The following is an 18,830-nucleotide window of genomic DNA, read 5'->3' as shown; positions in this document are numbered from 1 at the left end:
TACAACCGCGACACAGGCATAGGTGGCGTCGTAAGTTCGGTTTCAAGCAAATATCCGGTTAGGGCGCACGATCGCCGCAACAACGAATGCACGCTTGCGCGAAACTTATTCACGTAAAGCCCGGCTCCACCGTTCACCTGCGGCGAAAGAAACGTCGACATTGCAAAAAACAAGGAGGGGAAAGATGGTCGCACTGGGCAGCATCAACGGATGGCAACCACCCGGTGGTCCGGTAACCACGTGGATGGCCTCACCCGCGGCACGTGAAGCGGCTCGGACGGCACGGCACGATGACCTACCTGCCAATTATCAGCAGGCTCAACACGTGCGCGTCGCTTACTACGCCAAGGCGATGGGCAGGCAGCTGCCCCGTCTGATGATCGTGGCATGGGATATTCCGGGCGTGTGTGACATCCCGGCAATGACGGCCGCGATCAATGCGCATGTCCGTCGTCACGACACTTACCACAGCTGGTTCGAGTTCGAGAATAACGATATTGTCCGGCGCGCCATCGACGATCCAGAAGTCATCGATTTTGTCCCTGTGGAGTTCGGAAATATGAGCGCCGCGCAAATACGTACACACGCGTTGACGACGACGCCAGAGACACTCGAGTGGGACTGCTTCACATTCGGCGTTATGCAGCACGCTGAATATTTCACGTTCTACGCCAGCGTCGACCATCTCCACATCGACGGCATATCCGCCGGCCTGATTTTCCTCGACGTGCACCTCATGTACCAGAGTCTGCGGGGCGCCACACCCACCACGCTGCCCCAAGTTGGCAGTTACTGCGACTACACCGCGCGGCAACGCGAGCAGTTGGCCGGCCTGACCCTGTCGTCGCCGCAGATCAAGGGGTGGATCAAATTCGCGCACGACAACAACGGTGATTGGCCGAGCTTCCCGTTGCCGCTCGGCGACACGTGGGCCGACAACAAAGGCGACTTTCTGACTGTCGACTTGTTGGACGCGGCCCAGACGGACTCTTTCGACACCGTCTGCCGTGCGGCCGGCGCCCGGTTCAGCGGGGGAGTGCTCGCCTGCGCAGCCCTGGCCGAAAACGAATTTACGGGCGCCGAGACCTATCACGGATTCACGCCCTACGACACGCGGACCCCTGGCGTCGACACGATGAGTGTCGGGTGGTTCGCCAGCCTGATACCAGTCAACGTGCCGACCGGTGCCAGCTCGTTTTTCGAGTCGGCACCGGCAGCTCAGAAGTCGTTTAACGCCGCCAAACACCTTGCGGGCGTGCCGTTTGAACGTGTCCTGGAGTTGGCGACACCGGATCAACTGGCTCTCAAACTGCCCACGCGCCCGGCAATGATGGTGTCTTTCCTCGATTTCCGCAAGATACCGGTCGCCGCATTGTGGGAAGAAACGAACTTCGGCGCCTACGGCGACAGTTTGTCGCACGGCGGGATCAACATGTGGATCAACCGGCACGCCGGAAAAACAACCGCGACCATCTCGTTCCCGGATAACCCGACCGCGCGTGAGTCGGTACACCGCTACATCGCAGCCTTGACGCAGGCGTTCACGCGCGTCGTCAAGAACGCCTCGGAGTGGACGGACGCGGTCGCAGACCACGCGAACTCAGCGCACGGCGTGCCTGTCGTCAGCCTGTAATACGAAGGGACTTACCAAAATGAGCAACGTAATCGACCTGGTAGACCAGACCCACTTTCTCGGCGAGCAAGCCACTGGAACCATCAACCTGCTGCAGTGCGTCTGGGTCTACAACCGCGCCATCGACATTGAAGGTTTGCGGCGATTCCACCACCATCTTCAGCGAGGACGGCTGGGCCGCCGCATCGAGCGGTCACCAATGCCCTTCGGCCGGCATCGGTGGGTCTCGCCCCACCGCTCATCCGACATCGAGATCGTCGAGTACGCCCGTCCCCGTCAAGAATTCGACGTCTGGCTGGACGACCAGGCCAGCACGCCCCTGGATTCCGAACACGGACCCGAATGGCACCTCGCCGTTCTCCCGTTCACCGACGGCGGCATGGGGATCAGCTTCGTCATCTCCCATTGCCTCACTGACGGCGTCGGGCTCTCGGAGTCCTTGGCCGACGCGGCAGTCGGTCGCGACGACGTGATCACCTGGCCCGCCGCGCTATCGCGCCCACGATGGCGGGCACTTCGCGAGGACGCGCGCCAAACCACGCGGGACATCCCCGGTATCGGTCGCGCCGTCATTGCCGCGGCGCGAACGCATAGGCGTCACCGACGGAGTGACGGATCTGGTACCCCGCCACCCAGCGGGCCGCGCTTGCCCTTCACCGGACCTGATGAACCCGTGACTCTGCCAACGGCAACGATTTTCATCGACGCCGCGGAATGGGACGCGCGCGCACAGGTACTCCGGGGGACAAGCAACACGTTGCTCGCGGGATTGGCGGCCCGCCTCGCTCAGCGAATGGGGCGGGTGGCAGCAGACGGCTCGGCCATCCTGGCGATACCCGTTAACGATCGTGCGCCCGGCGATACCCGCGCCAACGCGATCACAGGTATCGATATCACCGTCGACCCGACGCCTGCGGCGACGGACCTCCGCGAGATCCGGGCTGCAACCAAACAAGCGTTGATCCACCGCCAGGAGGTCCCCGACGAACGGTTCGCACTATTGCCGATCGTTCCGCTGCTACCAAAGTGGCTGGTAAGGCGAATGATAAGGCTGGCCGTCGGTAGTGCGGCCACCGGCTCATCCAACCTAGGTGCCGTCAGCCCGGCCGCCAACCGGCCAGATGGCACGGACGCCGACTGGTTCGCCATGAAGATGCGGTACCCCAGCATGACCAAGGCGACGATGCACCATACCGGCGGACTGCTCAATTTGCTCTCCGGAAGAACGCACGGGCAAATTTTCGTCTCGGTCGTGGCACATCAGCAGGACAACTCGAATAGCGCACTGCAACAGATTATTTCGCATACCCTCGGCGACTTCTCGCTCACCTGCACAACGAACTGGCGACACCCTGAATCAGTGGGCGCACCCGATAGACGCCCGTAAGGGCCTGCCCCAATGCGGCCGACCCGATTGGCCGACCCGATTGACCGCCCACGCATACGAATGAAGGTTGGCCATGATCACACAATCCATTATCTCGAGGATCCCGGCGCGCATCGATGCGTTTTCGATGCTGGGTCGGCTTGTCGCCCGTGCCCCGTGGCTCGTCATCGCCGCCTGGCTCGCAGCGGTCGGCGTGCTGGCGGTGGCCTTCCCACCGTTGACGAAGGTGGTGGAAAGCCAGAAAATGCAGGCACTCCCGGCCAAAGACATGGTGGCGGCCGACCAGATGGCCAAAGATTTCGGTGAATCCGCACAGAACATCCTGATCGTCGTGCTCACCGATAACAACGGCCTGCAACCCGCCGATGAGGCGGTCTATGGCAAGCTGGCCGCCACCCTGCGCGCCGACACCCACGATGTGGCCGGCGTGCAGGACATCGTCACCACCCCGGCACTGCGTCCCTCGATGGTCAGTGCTGACAGCAAGGCGTTCTACCTGGCGGTAGATCTCAAGGCACCCGCGGGCTCCCCGGAGTCCTCGCAGGCCTATCAGCGGATCACAGACGTCGCCAAACGCTCCACTGTGGGCTCCTCGTTGACCGCGGAGGTGACCGGACAGGCCGCCATCATCGGAGACATGTCGATCGTCACCGCTCACGACATGCACTTGATCGAAATTGCCACCGGTGTATTGGTGCTCACGATCCTTTCGGTGATCTACCGACGACCGGTCACCGTGTTACTGCCTTTGATCACCATCGGAATCTCGGTGGCGTCGGCCCAGGGCATGGTGTCCATGCTGAGTCAGCTCGGGTTGGGGGTATCCGCGCCAACGATCGCATTGATGACCGCGATGATCGTCGGCGCCGGCACCGATTACGCCGTCTTCTTGATCAGCCGCTACCACGAGTACATCCGGTCGGGGACGGACTCGGACCTGGCGGTGCAGAAGGCATTGAGCTCGATCGGCAAGGTCATCGCTGGCTCGGCGGCCACCGTGGCCATCACCTTTCTTGGCATGGTCTTCACCCGGCTACCCGCGTTCACGACAGTCGGCCCGGCGCTTGCCATTTCGATCGGGATCGCTTTTCTTGCCGCCATCACGTTGTTGCCTGCCATACTCGTGCTCGCGGGGCGGCGCGGTTGGGTGACGCCCCGCAGCGCGCTCACCGGCCGGCTATGGCAGAGGTCAGGTACCCAAATCGTTCGCCGACCCAAAATTCATCTACTGATCAGTCTGGCGGTGTTGATCGCGCTGGCCTGTTGCACCGCCTTCCTGTCTCCCACCTTCAACGACCGCATGCAATTGCCGCAATCAGCGCAGAGCAACGTCGGCTTCGCGACGATGGAACGTCACTTCGCGACCAGTGCGCTTCTGCAGCAATACATCTACGTGCGCTCACCGCGGGACCTGCGCACCCCACAAGCTTTGGCCGACTTGGAGCAAATGGCCCAACGCGTTTCCCAGCTGCCCGATATCGGGGCGGTGCGTGGCGTCACCCGACCCAACGGGCAACCGCTCGATCAGATCAAACTCAGCTATCAAGCCGGGCAGGTCGGCACCAACCTGGAAGACGTCTCGACACAGGTCTCCGGCAGGGGTAACGACCTCGACGCTCTGACCGCCGGTGCCGACAAACTTGCGGCAAGTCTCGTCCAGGTTCGCGACCAAACCCGCAGTGCCAGTGGGTCCACGATGCAGCTCGGCACAACCTTGAACCAGGTGCAGCAACAGCTGGCCGCGGCGGCCCACTTCTTGGACACGATGCGTGGACTGGTGAATGCCGGGTCCGCCTCGGCGCTGGGCGCCGGCGCCGTCGACGCGGCCGGCCCCATGCTCGACGCTTTGAACGCCAGTCCGCAGTGCGACGCCAACCCTGCCTGCACCGCCGGCCGCGCCCAGCTGCAACAACTAGCCCAGGTACAAACCGGTACGTTTACTGCGCAGATAGTCCTTGTGGTGCAAAGACTTCAGTCGACGATGCAGCGGCTGAGCACCCTGTTGGCGGCCGCAGGCAACGCCAATGTGCCCCAACGGTTGGCGCGCCTGCAGGAAGGTGCCGACGCGCTCGCCAACGGGAGCCAGCGGCTGGACCAGGGGGTCCGGGCCCTCGTCGACCAGACCAAGAAGATGGGTGTCGGAATGAACCAGGCGGCCGATCTGCTGCTGTCGATGAATCGCGACGCCTCGCGAAACTCCATGGCGGGCATGTACATCCCACCCAAGGTGATCACCTCGGATGACTTCAAAAACGCGGCGAAGATGTTCCTGTCAACCGACGGACATTCGGCGCGCTTTACTGTCGAAACGAAATTCGACCCGTTCAGCACAGCCGCGATGGACCAGGTGGCATCGATCCTCAATACTGCCCGCGGCGCGCAGCCCAACACCGCACTCTCGGATGCGTCGATCTCGGTGGTCGGCACCACCGCGATGTACAGCGCGATGCGCAGCTACTACAACGACGATGTTCGGCTGATCGTGGTCGTGACGCTTCTGGTTGTCTTCCTCACCCTCGTCGCACTGCTCCGTGCGATCGTTGCACCGCTGTACCTCATTGCCTCCGTGGTGCTCTCCTACCTGTCGGCCTTGGGCGTTGGGGTCGTCTTCTTCCAGTTCGTGCTCCATCAGGCCATCTATTGGAACGTGCCGGCAATGGCGTTCATCGTGCTGGTCGCCGTCGGAGCGGACTACAACTTGCTGTTGATCACGCGGATTCGCGAGGAGTCGGCCTCTGGTGTCCGCAGCGGCGTCATCCGTGCCGTTCGTTCGACGGGCGGTGTCATCACCTCGGCTGGAATCATTTTCGCCGCTTCGATGTTCGGCCTCTTATTCGGCAGCCTGTCGTCCATGGTGCAAACCGGGGTCATCATCGGCGTAGGGCTGCTGGTCGACACGTTCGTGGTGCGCACGATCACGGTGCCGGCCCTTGCGGCAATGCTCGGGCGGGCGAACTGGTGGCCTGCCAAGGCGATCGCCAACCCGAACCGCTAGCGCGGTAGACGCATTCTTCGCTTGTCGGTCGCTACGAATTCCTGCTCGGGTCGTCCCGTGGTGCCGTAACGCAGGCCCACGGTGACGTCGCCGGCAGTGGCTAACGTTGCCAGATACCGCTGGGCGGTTGCCCTTGATATCCCGATCGTCGCAGAAACTTCCGCCGCCGACATCGGCTTCTCCGATCCTCGCAAGGCTTGCAGCACAAGCTGCTTGGTGGAGGAGGAGGCTATTGTGGCCGACTGTGGGGGAGCGATCCTAGGGCGCAGCGCATCCAGTGCCGCGTCCACGTCGCTGGAGCTCAGATTGGGGCTGGCCAGGATTCTGCGATATCGCGCATAGCCGGATAGCCGCGCGGCGAGCTCTGTGGTCGAGAACGGCTTGACGAGGTAGCTCAGCGCCCCTGCCGACATGGCTGCCCGGATCGTGACCGCCTCGGTGGCTGCTGTCAATACCATGCTGTCGCCGTGCAATTCGCGGACGAAGTCGATTCCGGACCCGTCGGGCAGGTAGACGTCGACCAACGCAAGGTCGACGGCGTCGGCCTTGCGCGCGGCCTCGAGCGTGTTGACGGTCGCGATCACCGTGAAGCCGGCAAGCGTTTTGACGACCTCAGCGTGCATATTGGCGACACGGAAGTCGTCATCGACTACTAGCACCGTCAGGTCTGTGTCACCCATTGCTCCTCCTCAACCATCACGCCCGGCAGCCGGGCGATGAACTCCGCGCCGTGCAGCTGCGACCCCATATTGCCGGGGCTGGCCAGCCAGAGATCGCCACCGAGGGAGCGGCTGATCTGACGCGACAACGCGAGCCCAATACCCCGGCCGCCCGGTATGCCAGAGTCCGGTTTGGTCGTCGTGCCCTCGGTGAAGAGATCATCGACAAACTCGGGCGCGACGCCGTCCCCGCTGTCGACCACCGTGACATGCAGCGTCGAACCATCTTGCAACAGCTCAACTTCCACCTCTCTCGTCGCGCTGTCGCTCAACCGAGCGGCGTCGATGGCGTTGTCCAGTAGGTTGCCCACCACGGTGGTGACGTCGACTGGCAGCACGAGCCGGCCAGAGACCCAGGTGTTCTCACCGATCTTCAACGTCACACCGGCTTCGCGCGCCGCCGCACCCTTGGCCGCCAAAAATGCCTGCAGGTAGGCGTCACGGATGGAGTCGATGCCCGGTAGCGCGGATCCCAACGGGCCTGACCCGAGGAGCTCTTCCAGATACTGCAACCCCTCGTCGATGTGACCGCCGTGCAACAGCCCGTTCAGCAGGTGCAGACGGTTGGCGAACTCATGGCGCTGTGCGCGCAGCACGGTGCTCATCAGCTGCACCGCGTCGAGTTGGCGGGTTAGCGATTCAACATCGGTTCTGTCCCGCACCACCAACACAGTTCCCAGCTCGCGCCCTTCGCGCACTACCGGCCGTGCGGAGACCACCACAATGCGTTCCCCGACATTGGCCAGCGTGGGCGCCGAATTGGCCGCTTTGAAGACGTCGAGAACTCTTGGGGTCAAACCGATCTCGTCAACGTGCCCACCTATTTCGTTACCAATCTCGAGAAGCCGGCACGCCTCGTCGTTGACGAAGGTGGTATTCCAGGAGGTGTCGGCCGCTAGCACGCCCTCGCCGATGCCTTCCAGCACCGCCGCCTGGGTGCGCACCAGCTCGATAATCTCCGCCGGCCGCAAACCCAGTGTCAGTCCTCGCCAACGCCTGGCCAGCATCACCGAGCCGGCGACACCGATCAGCAGCAGAACCCCTCCCATCGCGGCCAGCACACGCAGATTGGTCGAGAACTCGTCGTCGAATGCCTTGGTGGAGATGCCGACCGAGACGATGCCCAGCACCCGACCATCCGGCTGCTGCACGGGAACTCTCGCGACTATCACCACGCCGAGAACCGTCGATTCTTGCGCGGTCTGCTCGTGACCGGCAAACGCCTGCGTGTAGTCGCCGGCCACCTCGTGACCCAACATGTCCCGCTCGGGCGCCGCCAGCCTAATCCTGTGGGTGTTGGCGACCACCACGAACAGCACATGTGTGCGCTGCTGAACCCGCGACGCGATGCCTTGGATCGGGCCGGTCGCCAGTTCGTCAACGAATCCCGGGGTGGGGGTCGGCGACGCCGCATCGTATTGAGAAATGTTGTTGAGTACGGTCGGCGCGGAGGCCACCACACGGGCGATATCCAACGCGTGGACGACGTATTGGACAGTCAATCGGTGCCGGTTGTAAGCGGCGAACAACCCAAACGCAACGATCAATGCCAGCGTCACGATGACGAGCTGCACCAGCAGCACCTGGGTGCCGAGTCGCAGGTCGATGCGGCCTTTGGCGGCCATGGAAAAACCCTACCGCTTGCGTGAGCAAAATGCGCGAAAGTCCAAAGTCGTCGGGGCCGGCGACGGTGAATAAGGCGTTTAACGGACGCATACCGGCCCGTTGGCGGTCGCCGCCCTCATCGTTGAGTGCGCTTCAGCAACCGAGCGGTCGACGCCGTCTAGGGTGAGAAAACCGCGACGGGCCCAAGGAAACGAAATCCGCGGTCGAGAGTTTGCATGGGTAGGAGAGTCAATGCTGATGTGTGAAACGTTTGCGGGTTAGTTGCTTTGGCCCAGGTAGCTGCCTTGGCGCAGTTTCTGCGCGCCCGTCGGAGTCTGGTTCAGCCCGCAGACGTTGGTCTACCCGCAGGCGGGCGCCGTAGAGTCGCCGGGCTGCGCAGGGAGGAGGTCGCTGTACTCGCCAACATCAGCACCGACTATTACCTGCGGCTTGAGCAAGGCCGAGAAGACAATCCGTCGGACCAGGTGCTCAATGCAATCGGCGTTGCTCTGCGACTGGATGACGACGCCGTGGCATACATGCGAAACCTGATGCGCCATCAGTCCGGTGCGGGTCGCTTTGAACCATTGCAGCCGCCGCATCCCGGCATCGGCGCTCTGATCGATGGCTGGCCGCTGGCAGCCGCGCACGTGTTTGACTCGGGCCTGACTGTGGTTGCCGCAAATAGGCTTGCCGAGGCGCTGTCACCTCATTTGGGGGTCGGCTCTAACGTCGTGCGGGGGTTGTTTCTCTCGCCGGAGTTGCGAGACTTCTACCGCAACTGGGAGAGGCTGACCGCCTGGGCTGTCCGGTTGGTTCGCGCCATGTACGGTCAACGTCCCGATCCCGCTCTGATCAGCCTGGTCGACGAGTTGATAGAGCAAAGCCCGCGGTTCCGTCAGCTGTGGGCCCGGCACGACGTCAATCAGGACGCTGCTGGGGTGATGCTGGCGAACCATCCGCAGGTGGGGCCCCTCGATCTCAACTATCAGCAGATGGTGTTGCCCACGACCGGTCATGTGCTGGTCGCCTTCTGGGCCGAACCGGGCTCTGCGTCCGAAGCCGGTCTGCGGCGCTTGGGTGGTAGCTAAACCTGGGTGTCGTGCGACCAGGAATCACACATCCTGGATACCTGCGCTTGGGCGCCGCAATATTCGAGGCGCCACAACGCCGCCTCGCCCGCGTCGTCTTTCACCGCCCGCACACCGACCACCAAAGCCGAATGCACTTTGCCAACCGGCAGCGGCTCAACATAGGGGAGATGTATGACGCTTCCGGTAGTTAACCCGGGTAGCTCGTTCGGCCACCGTGTGGTCACGTATGTCGCGACTACTGCGCTTGGCGTCGCGGTCGTCCGCCAAATAGGGTCGCGCATCGACCCGCCTCTGATTCGGCTCACCGGCGGACGGCTGTCATCCGTCACACCGTTTCCCGCGTTGCTGTTGACCCACACTGGCGCCAAGTCCGGCGTTATCCGCACCTCAACACTTGCGTACTTCACCGATGCGAACCGGGTCATTGTCATCGCGTCGAACTTCGGCGCGCCCAATAGGCCTGCGTGGTATCACAACGTCAAGGCAAACCCCGAGGTCACGTTGTTGGGACGCAACTTTGGCGGGCGCTTTTGCGCCGAGGAACTGGTCGGTCGGGAACGCGACCGGCTCTTCCAGCTCGCCACCGCCGCCCCCTCGCCATACGACCGCTACCAGCGAACGACAGGAACTCGACCGTTCCCCGTGATCGCCTTTCGCCCGGCCGACTAACCGCGACACCAACCTGTCATGCCAGCACCCTGAACGTCACCTTGACCGGTAATGAACGCCACGACCACGACGAACGTGGAAGTGGATGTGGTTTCGTGGGTTGTCAGCATTGGGATGGGGTTGGCCTTCGCGGCCTCCGGCACCACGAAGTTGTGCGTCCCCAAAAAACGCCTGGCACTGCGGGCGCAAGTTGGGTCGACGACTTCAGCTCAGGCACAGTTGGCGCGAACATCTTCATGCTGCCCACATCGTCGGCGACAGCATGGCTGAGGTGTAACAGCCGGACATCCTTGTGCAAGGAGCACAACGACGTCAAGAGCTGTATCGGCTAACGAAGTTCAGCCCAGCACCGGCAACTTCGTACCCCCGTCATCGCCCTGAGTACGTCCGCCAGCCGATGCCCGAACAGCACCTCGCTCCTGGCATCCAAGCCGCTGGTAATACGCGCAAACGCAACTGATTTACGCATATGTGCAAGCGCTGATCGTCTCGACTCAGGAAGAATCAATGTACCGAATTAACCACGGCTGTTGAGGAATTCATCGGCGCAGAATCACCCGTCGTTCGCGTACACGAGGATGAGAACACCTTGGAACGTCCACAGGTGGGTTTATGGTCGCCGCTGCGTCAAAAGTGTTCGGCAGCAGGGGCGCCCTGTTGATCGTTATGGTCCTTCAGCGCGTTGCGATGCACAAACTCGACGAACAACTCGCGAGGTTACTTATGACGTGATTAGACGACGCGATCGCGTAATCGGTACGGGGATCCGAAAGTGCGCGCTTCGGTCGGCGGAACCCGCCTGGAACTGGGGTCACCAATGGAAGCCGTTTGATTTCAAAGGGATTGCCAAAACGATCGTGCACCCCTCGGTTCTTCGCCACGTCCTCGCGAGGAAGCCAGATTGGTGTTGCGCCGAATCTTTCTGAGGGATTTGTTTCACCGATCCGGTCGTTGGTCCCGCTGTGTTGGCGACGCGGGAACTTCCGGGCGCCCAGCCCTCTACCGGACAGCAATCAGTGAGAGAAGTCGAATGTGGAAGAAGTTGAAGAGCAGGAAAACTCAGAATGGGTTCGGTTCTGGGTTGACCGGCTACACGAGTTCGTCTCATCCCTCGGCGGGATAGATGGCGCTAGGGCGATTGACTTTTGCGAGAACGCTTGCACCGCATGGCAGCACGCCGCGATATCGGATCCTCCGCCTCTGACCAGTCCGGCCATCTTCATCGTCTTAGAGCCGCTTTTCGCGCTGGCACAGGCGATGTCCTACGCGGGCACGCCCGAAGTCCGGGATCGATTGACGCGGAACGCCGTTCAGTCGCTACTGAAGGACAGCTTGGCCGACACCCTCCGCGATGCCGAGCGTTGGCTGAACGAGGGTCTGCCGTCGGCAGAAGAGATCCAAAAGCGGCTTGCCGCCGTAAAGACGGCCCTGCAAGCGGCAAGGGACGCAGACTAACAGCAGATGGCCGCGCATCGTTTTGCTGAGGCTAAGAGACACGTTGGGCTTGATCACGCCGGTACTAACACGGCCCCGGTCCTTAGTTCGATCGCGCAGGACGGGCTTGACCTGTGTGCCCGCGCCCGGTTCGATGATGCATACACCACGAGGGGAGGTCCCTAGTGAGAATGTTCGTGCGCCATGTTGTTGCCGTCGTCATGATGGCGTTGGCCTCGATGGCAACCGTGACGATCGCGACGCCGGCAGTGAGCTCGGCCGATTGCGCGAACGGGGAGTGGTGGGACCCGACGGGCAAGGTCTGCCGGCCGCTCGGTGTCGGGCCACAACCGCTGGCATGTGAGCAAGGCCAGTGGTGGGACCCGACGGCCAATGTGTGTCGGCCACTCGGTGTCGGGCCGCAACCGTTGGCATGCGACAACGGCTCGTGGTGGGATCCAGCCGCCAACGTATGTCGTCCGCCGGCGGTGCCGCCGGCGGGCTAGTTCGCGACCGGAACGCGGGGACGCCCTTAATTTATTGGGATCGGTAGCACCCGGTTGTTGTGTACTTCCCATGGAGACGACGAACGAGTCGGCGCTTCACTAAAAGAAACGCGACAGACATGTAGGTGCGTCAAGGAGTTCGGCCGAGGACCGCATGTCGAAAGATATTGCGGGTCAGCGCTATAACTGTTTCGTCTGACGTGCGTTGGAGAGTTATGGATTAGCAGTAGCCGAACGGCGAAGTATTGCTAATTTCGCGATAAGGGTTACAGTCGTCAAACTAGTCTGCGAAGATATTTAGCTTCAACGTCGCGGGCCGGAGGGGGCGCGTTGTCGCTTCAGAGTCACCGCCTGCATTTTGGGCTATCTGCCGTCGTCGTCATCGCGGCAGCATTCAACGCGCTCGCCCCGTGGGGAGTGGCGGTGGCGCAACGCGGGCAGTTTGTCCTCGAAGCAACGTTGTGTGTTGGCGCATTACTGGTTGGGCTGGTCGTTGTGGGCCGGGTGGCCGGCCCATCACGGTGGTGGCGAGTATCCCTTCTGGCGGCGATAGCAATCTTTCTGACCGCCGAGTGTGGCTCGCGGCTGGGCGGCGCCGCCCACCCCGGCGGAACCGCGCCGACACCTGCCGTCGTCGCCTACTTTGTTGCCGGCCTCTTGTTCGGCGTGGCGATGGTCCTGCTGGTGCGCGCTGGCCGTGAGCACGACGTCCGCCCCCGGCCGCGAGTAGGGCCCTCGGTCGTCACGACCGTTCTCGACGGACTGGTGAGCTCGCTGGCGTTTTGCCACCTGGTGTACGTCGCCCGCGCGGGCGCCATGGGCGGCGCCGCCCTGCCGCGGTCGACTAATACCGCGGTCGTTTATGGGATCGCCGCCATCGAGCTCGTCACGGTGGTGGGCGCGGTTCTCCTTGCGATGTGGTATCCGCCGTACCGGCCAGGCCGGACCAACTACATGCTGCTTGCGGCCGCGGTGATCACCCTCACCTCCTCGGACAGGCTGCTCGCCTACCTTGGCAGCGTCGGTGTGACGACGCTGGATCTATGGGTCGGCATCGGATTCGTCATGGCTCCGCTGTTGATCGCGTGGAGCCTGCTCGTCCTACCTCCACGGCCCCGCCCTCCCGACGACGACAACGAACAGCCAACCAACTGGGCACAGCTGACGCTCCCTTATGTGGGCTTCATGGGCAGCACGACTCTGCTCACGTTTCAAGTGCTGGTCGGACAGCGGATCGACACACTCTTCGCCAGCACCTACTTGGCGATGGCGTTGCTCGTCGCGACCCGCTACGTGGTGGCTATGCGGGTACAGCGGATGCTGACCGAACAGATTGTTGACGCCAAGCGCCGGCTTGCCTTTCAGGCTCACCACGATGCACTGACCGGCCTACCCAATCGATTGCTGTTGGCCCAACGGCTCGACGAAGCCATCCGCGGCGGCCCGTTCGTCTTGATCTTTGTCGATATCGACGACTTCAAAGAGGTCAACGACCGTTTTGGGCATGCGGCCGGCGACGAGTTGCTGTGCGCGATCAGCGCGCGCCTACAGAGTTGCCTCGGTGTCGCCGACACGCTAGCCCGCATCGGGGGAGACGAGTTCGCCATCCTCACTGCCGGCGCTGTTGACGCACCGGAGATGGTCGCCGACCAGCTCCGAGTGGCTCTTCGAAGTCCGTTCTCGGTGCATGGGACTTCGGTGCGGGTGCGTGCCAGCATGGGCCTGGTCAGTCCCGGTTCCGACGGCGTTCCGCCGACCTCCGACGATCTGCTCAGACAAGCCGACATCTCGATGTACACCGGCAAGCGGCTGGGCAAAGACACCGCCGTGGTGTACCGCCCGGCATTCAGTGTGTCGGAGGATTTTACGACAGCCCTGCGGCAAGCGAATGGCGCTGTTCCGCAGGGCTTTCAGCTCAAATATCAGCCCGTGGTGGCGCTCCCTGACGGCACGCCGGTCGCGGTCGAAGCACTTGCTCGGTGGACGTCACCCAGCGGGATAAAAATTCCCCCTCAAACCTTCGTCTCGCTGGCTGAAGCGAACGGCATGGGGGCACAACTCGATTCGCTGGTGCTCGATCAGGCCTGTGCGCAGATCCAAGCGGCGGGCCTTGATCTGGACCTTCACGTCAACATCGGTGCCGCGCGGCTGGGTAGCGTTGATTTCGAACGCGTCGTGAGCCGTACGCTTGCGCGGCACGAGCTGTCGCCACATCGACTCATCCTGGAGATCACCGAGACGGTCCCCATCGTCGATCTCGCCGAGGGAGCGGCCGCCATCAGACGGTTGAACGAACTAGGTATCGCCGTGGCGCTGGACGATTTCGGCACGGGTTACAACTCGCTGACCTATTTGCACGAACTGCCCGTGCAGATCGTCAAGCTCGACCGTGGCCTCGCGGCGGGCGTCGAGCCGGGACGAAACCTCACCCTGTACCGGTCGGTCATCGGCTTATGCAAAGCGCTGGGGCTCAAGGTGATCGCCGAAGGGATCGAAACCGCCGAGCAGGCGGACACGGTATTCATGGCTGGCTGCGGATTCGCACAAGGCTATCTATTCGGTGCGGCGGCAGGGCTTACCGATATCGCCGTATCTGCTACCGGCAGGTAAGCATCCAGACGAGGGAGCGGCTGAGCAGGTGCTCTGGCTCGCCGTCTATTACCGCCTTGTAGGTTCGTTCGGAGCTACGAAGACCACGCGCCAGGACACCCGGGGGTAGCCCATGAGAACGATCGCAAACCGCCACGCGGCAGTCGTCGGCCTGGCCGCCGTCGCGCTGATCGCTGCGGGCTGCAGCAATGGCGGCAAGAGCGTCGACGCGTCGGCACCGCCTCAGGTCGCGGTGAACGTCAGCACCACGTCAAGAAGTCCAGCGCAGCCCGCGGAGGTGAAGCTCGTGGGGGTGGGCGACGTCGAGGTGACGTTGACAGGTCCGATCGCTGCGAAGTACTCGTCAGCAACCGAGGATCAGCGGCAGGCTCTCGGCAAGCCACTGACGGGTGACCGCAACGCGGGGACACGGGACAGCGGCGTGGTTTTCCAGCAGTTCCAGGGTGGCGCGATCACCGCCAAGAACGGCGAGGCCGGCACGCCCGCATACATCATCCTTGGGAAGATCCGGGAAGCCTGGAACATCCCACGCGGCCCCGACGGCGCGCCCGCGGTCACCGGCAATAACGGTTCGGCCGGTCCGCTGGGCTTACCCATCAGCGATGTGAACGCCGTCGGCGACCTGCAGGTGTCGACCTTCGAGCACGGCAAGATCGAGTTCAACCCGACGACCGGCCAGGTCGTTGTGACGGTAAACGACAAGGTCGTGCCATCCGGGCTCTAGCTCGAAGTGCGGGCAGCGATCTCGCCACTACCGCACATCGCCACTTGGATGGCTCCCATGGAGGTTCCACTGGCCGCAATCGGAAGCCAGGACGTCGTTGACGTCGACTTCGAGTCCGCCGACCTTCGGCCCGGGATTGGACGAGGTGCTCACGACTCGCTGGTAGAGAACAGCGGCGGGGTGGACCTGACTACCGGACCAGGCTCGAGTTTGCCAGAGCCAGCGGCGGCCAGGTGTGCTCGAAGACCCAATAACGCCATCGGCCGCGGCCCACTGACACACCCTGACGCCTCCGTAGACCCCCGTGCGTTGAACCCCAAGAACCGAGTTGATTCCGCGAAACCACGGCAGCGCGGTGCGATTCCAGGTGTCGCGATTGATGTCCTCGTCGATGGTGAAGAAGATCGGTGCACCCTGGCTGCCGCCCGCGGCGGTGTGCAGCTGCCAGGCGGTGCGCGCGTCCGCGATGCCGCCGGCGTAGCCCCGCGTGAAGTCCGACGGTGCCGACCCACCTGGTTTGCCGTATTGGTAGTTACTGACGATCACCAGGCCTGCGGCCTGCAATGAGTCGGCGTAGGGCCGAGTGATCGGCTTGGCGCCAAACGATGAGCCAGGACGCGACTCCGAAACGTAGTTGACCACCCCGCTATAGCCGGCAGCTCGAATCTGCTGCGCAGGAATCTGGCGCGCGGCGAAGTCGATCAGTTGGGGAGGAGCGGCGGCGGCCGCCCTAGGCATGCCGCAGGCCAATGATCCGACACCCAAACCGGCCAACGCTGTTGCGTAGCGCAGCGCGTCGCGCCGAGAAACTGTTCGCGGTCGCACATCGCTGGTCAGCGGGGGTAAACCGTGCATCGCGCGATGTTAACGATGTGACTGGTGTTACCGATAGGGCTGCGCTAGCCGAAACGCCGTTGCGTTCCCAAACGGATACGAAAGGGTGACCGTTCGGCTATGACCTCGGACGCCGCGTGCGAAACGACTCGGCGTCGACGATCGACCCGAAGGATGACGCCCGGGTGCCTAGTCGAGTTGCTAGCTCTTCCAGACGACCTTGTCGGTGCCTCCGGCGTCCCGGTACACAACGCTGTCAGGGTTCGTGCCATTGCGAACGTTGAAGTAAAGCCGCCCCGTTATCGGGGTGCCCAAGGGGAGCGGTCCCTCGGGAAGGCCGTCGGTCTGGTTGCCCTTCATCACCGCGAACGTCGAGCTGTTGACCGCCCGAGCGTTGAAGTCGCCAATGTTCGGAGTTGCGTTACCGCTCACTCCTTTGGCCGTCACGTCGGAGTACCACACTCCGTCGTTGTGGCCGCTGGGCTGCAGGCTACTCACGGTGTAGTCGATGGTGCCGCCCATACTGGAAATCTCTGCCATCTGGCCGAATGCCAGCAATTGCGGATCGGCGAATGCCGGTGTCGCCGCGACAATTCCGGCCGCCGCCAATACGGCCGTTACTGCCGATGTCTTCGATGCAATGTGTGAGAACGCCACGTTGGGCTCCCTTCGCGAGATGTCAGCTGTCGAGGGCAGCTGATTCACAGGTGAGGTTTATCCAAAGCCCGGCCCTTCAAACAATGTTTCACCGGCTGGACGCACGCGCGTCGCGCGAGCGGGGGAGCAGCTTAGGCTTCCACAATCGCCCGCGCTGCGCGCTCTGCGATGAGCATGACCGGCGCGTTCGTGTTGCCCGAAATGATGGTGGGCATAGTCGACGCATCGACCACTCGAAGTCCGGCGACGCGATACACGCGGCAGTCGGTGTCGACCACCGTGGCGGCCGAACGTGGTCGCCCGTGGGCGTCAAAGGCTCCCATCGCGCAGGTACCAACTGGATGGAAAATAGTCGTACCGAGTTCACCGGCCGCCTTCTGCAGCTCGTCATCGCTCGCCAGTTGCGGACCGGGTAACAACTCCTGCGGGCGGTAGCGGGCCAGAGCCGGCGCCGCCATGATCTGCCGGGTCATCCGGAGGCCCCGCACGGCGATTTGACGATCGGCGTCAGTGGACAGGTAATTGCAGAAGATCTTCGGGTAGGTCAGGGGATCTGCACTGGCCATGCGCACATGGCCTCGCGAGCTGGGTCGGAGATTGCAGACCGAAGGAGTGATCGCCCCGAAGGGGTGCAGGGGTTCGCCGAACTTCGGCAACGACAAGGGCTGCACATGCCACTCCAGATCGGCACTTTCCAGCGCGGGGTCGCTCTTGGCGAAAGCCCCTAGCGTGGAAGGCGGCATCGTCATGGGCCCCGATCGCAACAGCAGGCACTGAAGTCCCATGCCCGCACGGCTGATCCAGTTCCGGTACAGCGTATTGACGGTCGGGGCGCCCTGGATCCGATAGATGGTGCGGATCTGCAGGTGGTCCTGGAGGTTTTCGCCCACGCCTGGCAGATCGACGGCCACCGGCACTTGATGTTGGGCAAGCAGGCCGGCTGGGCCGAGGCCCGAGACCTGCATCAGATGCGGCGAGCCAATAGCTCCGGCGCTCAAGATCACCTCGTGGCGGGCTCGGACGTCGATGATTTGGCCGCCTCTGAGAAGCCGCAGGCCAATGACGCGGCGCTGGGCTGTCGTCCAGGCCCCGCGACGCTGATCCTCCGGGACCTGGTCGTCCATCAGGAGCCGCAAGGCCTGGGTCTGCGTGTAGACGGTGAGGTTCGGCCGATGGGCGATGGGATGCAGGAAGGCATCGGCCATCGACCAGCGACGGCCACGCCGCTGGTTGACATGAAAGTACGCAGAGCCGGCGTTGACGCCCCGGTTGAATTCATCGATCGGGGAGATGCCCACCTCGGCAGCGGCGGCCTGCCAGGCGTCCAAGATCTTCCAGCGCACACGTGGCCGCTCGACAGCGATCTCGCCACCGGCGCCGTGCCAGTCGTCGGCGCCGCCGAAGTAGTCCTCCAACTTTTTGTAGATCGCCAGCGTCTCGCCTGGACTGTTCGGGCCACCCCAACGCCATCGCTCGTCACCGGTGGCCTGCGCCCACAGGTCGTAGTCGCTCGCCTGTCCGCGCATGTGGATCATGGCATTGATCGACGAGCAGCCTCCGATGACACGGCCCCGCGCGTAGTGAATGCTGCGCCCGGCCAGGCCGGGGTCGGCCTCGGTCGTGAAGCACCAGTCGGTGCGCGCGTTGGCGATTGTGTACAGATAGCCCACCGGCACCTTGATCCAGAACCAGTCGTCTTTGCCGCCGGCCTCTATCAAGAGGACACGGCGATCAGGGTTGGCGCTGAGCCGATTGGCGAGCAGGCAGCCTGCGCTGCCTGCTCCCACGATGACGATGTCGAATTCGGCGACCGGGCTCATTCCGGTATCGGTCCTCCATAGCGTCGGATGCGAGTCCTAGTGTGCGCGATGACCACCACATCTCGTCGAGGAATGATTGGCCTTGAACATGCGCGTTGTCTTCGACTTCTGAAAATTGTTGTGGCACATGAAAAATCTTCTAC

Annotated in this window: 15 protein-coding genes; 9 read left to right on the top strand and 6 right to left on the bottom strand. The window is 62.9% G+C overall.

Going from position 1 to position 18,830, the window contains the following annotated elements:
- Positions 1–184: 184 nt before the first annotated feature.
- The 3 genes from ACTXG5_RS18215 to ACTXG5_RS18205 all read left to right on the top strand — a co-directional run bounded on the left by ACTXG5_RS18215 (position 185) and on the right by ACTXG5_RS18205 (position 6,015).
- Entirely contained in the window at positions 185–1,633 is a 1,449-nt protein-coding gene (locus ACTXG5_RS18215) for a condensation domain-containing protein (protein ID WP_445160120.1), read from the top strand.
- 19 nt (positions 1,634–1,652) lie between these two features.
- Positions 1,653–3,020 (top strand): hypothetical protein, encoded by a 1,368-nt coding sequence (locus ACTXG5_RS18210; RefSeq protein WP_445160119.1) that lies wholly within the window; start codon positions 1,653–1,655, stop codon positions 3,018–3,020.
- Between the two features lie 73 nt (positions 3,021–3,093).
- Positions 3,094–6,015 carry an MMPL/RND family transporter gene (locus ACTXG5_RS18205; RefSeq protein WP_445160118.1) on the top strand — a complete coding sequence of 974 codons (2,922 nt, stop codon included), beginning with the start codon at positions 3,094–3,096 and terminating at the stop codon, positions 6,013–6,015.
- Here ACTXG5_RS18205 and ACTXG5_RS18200 read toward each other — a convergent pair.
- Together ACTXG5_RS18200 and ACTXG5_RS18195 are read right to left on the bottom strand one after the other, a co-directional pair.
- Positions 6,012–6,695, bottom strand: coding sequence for a response regulator (locus ACTXG5_RS18200; RefSeq protein ID WP_445160117.1), 684 nt, complete (start codon positions 6,693–6,695; stop codon positions 6,012–6,014). The genes ACTXG5_RS18205 and ACTXG5_RS18200 overlap by 4 nt on opposite strands.
- Positions 6,677–8,359, bottom strand: a complete 1,683-nt coding sequence (locus ACTXG5_RS18195) for an ATP-binding protein (RefSeq protein WP_445160116.1) — start codon at positions 8,357–8,359, stop codon at positions 6,677–6,679. Before ACTXG5_RS18195 ends, ACTXG5_RS18200 begins: the two co-directional genes overlap by 19 nt.
- A gap of 285 nt (positions 8,360–8,644) precedes the next feature.
- Here ACTXG5_RS18195 and ACTXG5_RS18190 point away from each other — a divergent pair, with 285 nt between their 5' ends.
- Positions 8,645–9,430 carry a helix-turn-helix transcriptional regulator gene (locus ACTXG5_RS18190; protein WP_445160115.1) on the top strand — a complete coding sequence of 262 codons (786 nt, stop codon included), beginning with the start codon at positions 8,645–8,647 and terminating at the stop codon, positions 9,428–9,430.
- On the opposite strand, the gene ACTXG5_RS18185 is transcribed toward ACTXG5_RS18190, so the two are convergent.
- Complete coding sequence (locus tag ACTXG5_RS18185) at positions 9,427–9,567, bottom strand: hypothetical protein (RefSeq protein ID WP_445160114.1); 141 nt, start codon at positions 9,565–9,567, stop codon at positions 9,427–9,429. The genes ACTXG5_RS18190 and ACTXG5_RS18185 overlap by 4 nt on opposite strands.
- 37 nt (positions 9,568–9,604) lie before the next feature.
- Here ACTXG5_RS18185 and ACTXG5_RS18180 point away from each other — a divergent pair, with 37 nt between their 5' ends.
- The 5 genes from ACTXG5_RS18180 to ACTXG5_RS18160 all read left to right on the top strand — a co-directional run bounded on the left by ACTXG5_RS18180 (position 9,605) and on the right by ACTXG5_RS18160 (position 15,376).
- A complete protein-coding gene (locus ACTXG5_RS18180; protein ID WP_445160113.1) occupies positions 9,605–10,102 on the top strand; it encodes a nitroreductase/quinone reductase family protein in 498 nt (165 codons plus the stop codon).
- Positions 10,103–11,134: 1,032 nt separating this feature from the next.
- On the top strand, positions 11,135–11,557 hold the full coding sequence (locus ACTXG5_RS18175; protein WP_445160112.1) for a hypothetical protein: 423 nt from the start codon (positions 11,135–11,137) through the stop codon (positions 11,555–11,557).
- A 164-nt stretch (positions 11,558–11,721) separates the two neighbouring features.
- A complete protein-coding gene (locus ACTXG5_RS18170; RefSeq protein ID WP_445160111.1) occupies positions 11,722–12,042 on the top strand; it encodes a hypothetical protein in 321 nt (106 codons plus the stop codon).
- A 330-nt stretch (positions 12,043–12,372) separates the two neighbouring features.
- On the top strand, positions 12,373–14,652 hold the full coding sequence (locus tag ACTXG5_RS18165) for a putative bifunctional diguanylate cyclase/phosphodiesterase (protein ID WP_445160110.1): 2,280 nt from the start codon (positions 12,373–12,375) through the stop codon (positions 14,650–14,652).
- A gap of 112 nt (positions 14,653–14,764) precedes the next feature.
- Positions 14,765–15,376 (top strand): LGFP repeat-containing protein, encoded by a 612-nt coding sequence (locus ACTXG5_RS18160; RefSeq protein ID WP_445160109.1) that lies wholly within the window; start codon positions 14,765–14,767, stop codon positions 15,374–15,376.
- Between the two features lie 27 nt (positions 15,377–15,403).
- Here the strand turns inward: ACTXG5_RS18160 and ACTXG5_RS18155 are convergent, their stop codons facing one another.
- The 3 genes from ACTXG5_RS18155 to ACTXG5_RS18145 all read right to left on the bottom strand — a co-directional run bounded on the left by ACTXG5_RS18155 (position 15,404) and on the right by ACTXG5_RS18145 (position 18,687).
- Positions 15,404–16,231 (bottom strand): DUF1906 domain-containing protein, encoded by an 828-nt coding sequence (locus ACTXG5_RS18155; protein WP_445160108.1) that lies wholly within the window; start codon positions 16,229–16,231, stop codon positions 15,404–15,406.
- Positions 16,232–16,411: 180 nt separating this feature from the next.
- A complete protein-coding gene (locus ACTXG5_RS18150) occupies positions 16,412–16,867 on the bottom strand; it encodes a DUF1942 domain-containing protein (RefSeq protein ID WP_445160107.1) in 456 nt (151 codons plus the stop codon).
- 131 nt (positions 16,868–16,998) lie between these two features.
- Positions 16,999–18,687, bottom strand: coding sequence for a GMC family oxidoreductase (locus ACTXG5_RS18145; protein WP_445160106.1), 1,689 nt, complete (start codon positions 18,685–18,687; stop codon positions 16,999–17,001).
- Between the last annotated feature and the right edge of the window lie 143 nt (positions 18,688–18,830).

This window comes from Mycobacterium sp. Dal123C01 (genome assembly GCF_052566995.1).
Note: the sequence above shows the minus strand (reverse complement) of the source record. Positions and strands in the feature narration are given on the sequence as shown.

Bases quoted from the DNA above. Each gene is read 5' to 3' on its own strand.
- ACTXG5_RS18200 (WP_445160117.1), bottom strand. From the start codon at position 6,695: ATGGGTGACACAGACCTGACGGTGCTAGTAGTCGATGACGACTTCCGT.
- ACTXG5_RS18205 (WP_445160118.1), top strand. From the start codon at position 3,094: ATGATCACACAATCCATTATCTCGAGGATCCCGGCGCGCATCGATGCG.
- ACTXG5_RS18145 (WP_445160106.1), bottom strand. From the start codon at position 18,687: ATGAGCCCGGTCGCCGAATTCGACATCGTCATCGTGGGAGCAGGCAGC.
- ACTXG5_RS18195 (WP_445160116.1), bottom strand. From the start codon at position 8,359: ATGGCCGCCAAAGGCCGCATCGACCTGCGACTCGGCACCCAGGTGCTG.
- ACTXG5_RS18210 (WP_445160119.1), top strand. From the start codon at position 1,653: ATGAGCAACGTAATCGACCTGGTAGACCAGACCCACTTTCTCGGCGAG.
- ACTXG5_RS18215 (WP_445160120.1), top strand. From the start codon at position 185: ATGGTCGCACTGGGCAGCATCAACGGATGGCAACCACCCGGTGGTCCG.
- ACTXG5_RS18160 (WP_445160109.1), top strand. From the start codon at position 14,765: ATGAGAACGATCGCAAACCGCCACGCGGCAGTCGTCGGCCTGGCCGCC.
- ACTXG5_RS18155 (WP_445160108.1), bottom strand. From the start codon at position 16,231: ATGCACGGTTTACCCCCGCTGACCAGCGATGTGCGACCGCGAACAGTT.
- ACTXG5_RS18180 (WP_445160113.1), top strand. From the start codon at position 9,605: ATGACGCTTCCGGTAGTTAACCCGGGTAGCTCGTTCGGCCACCGTGTG.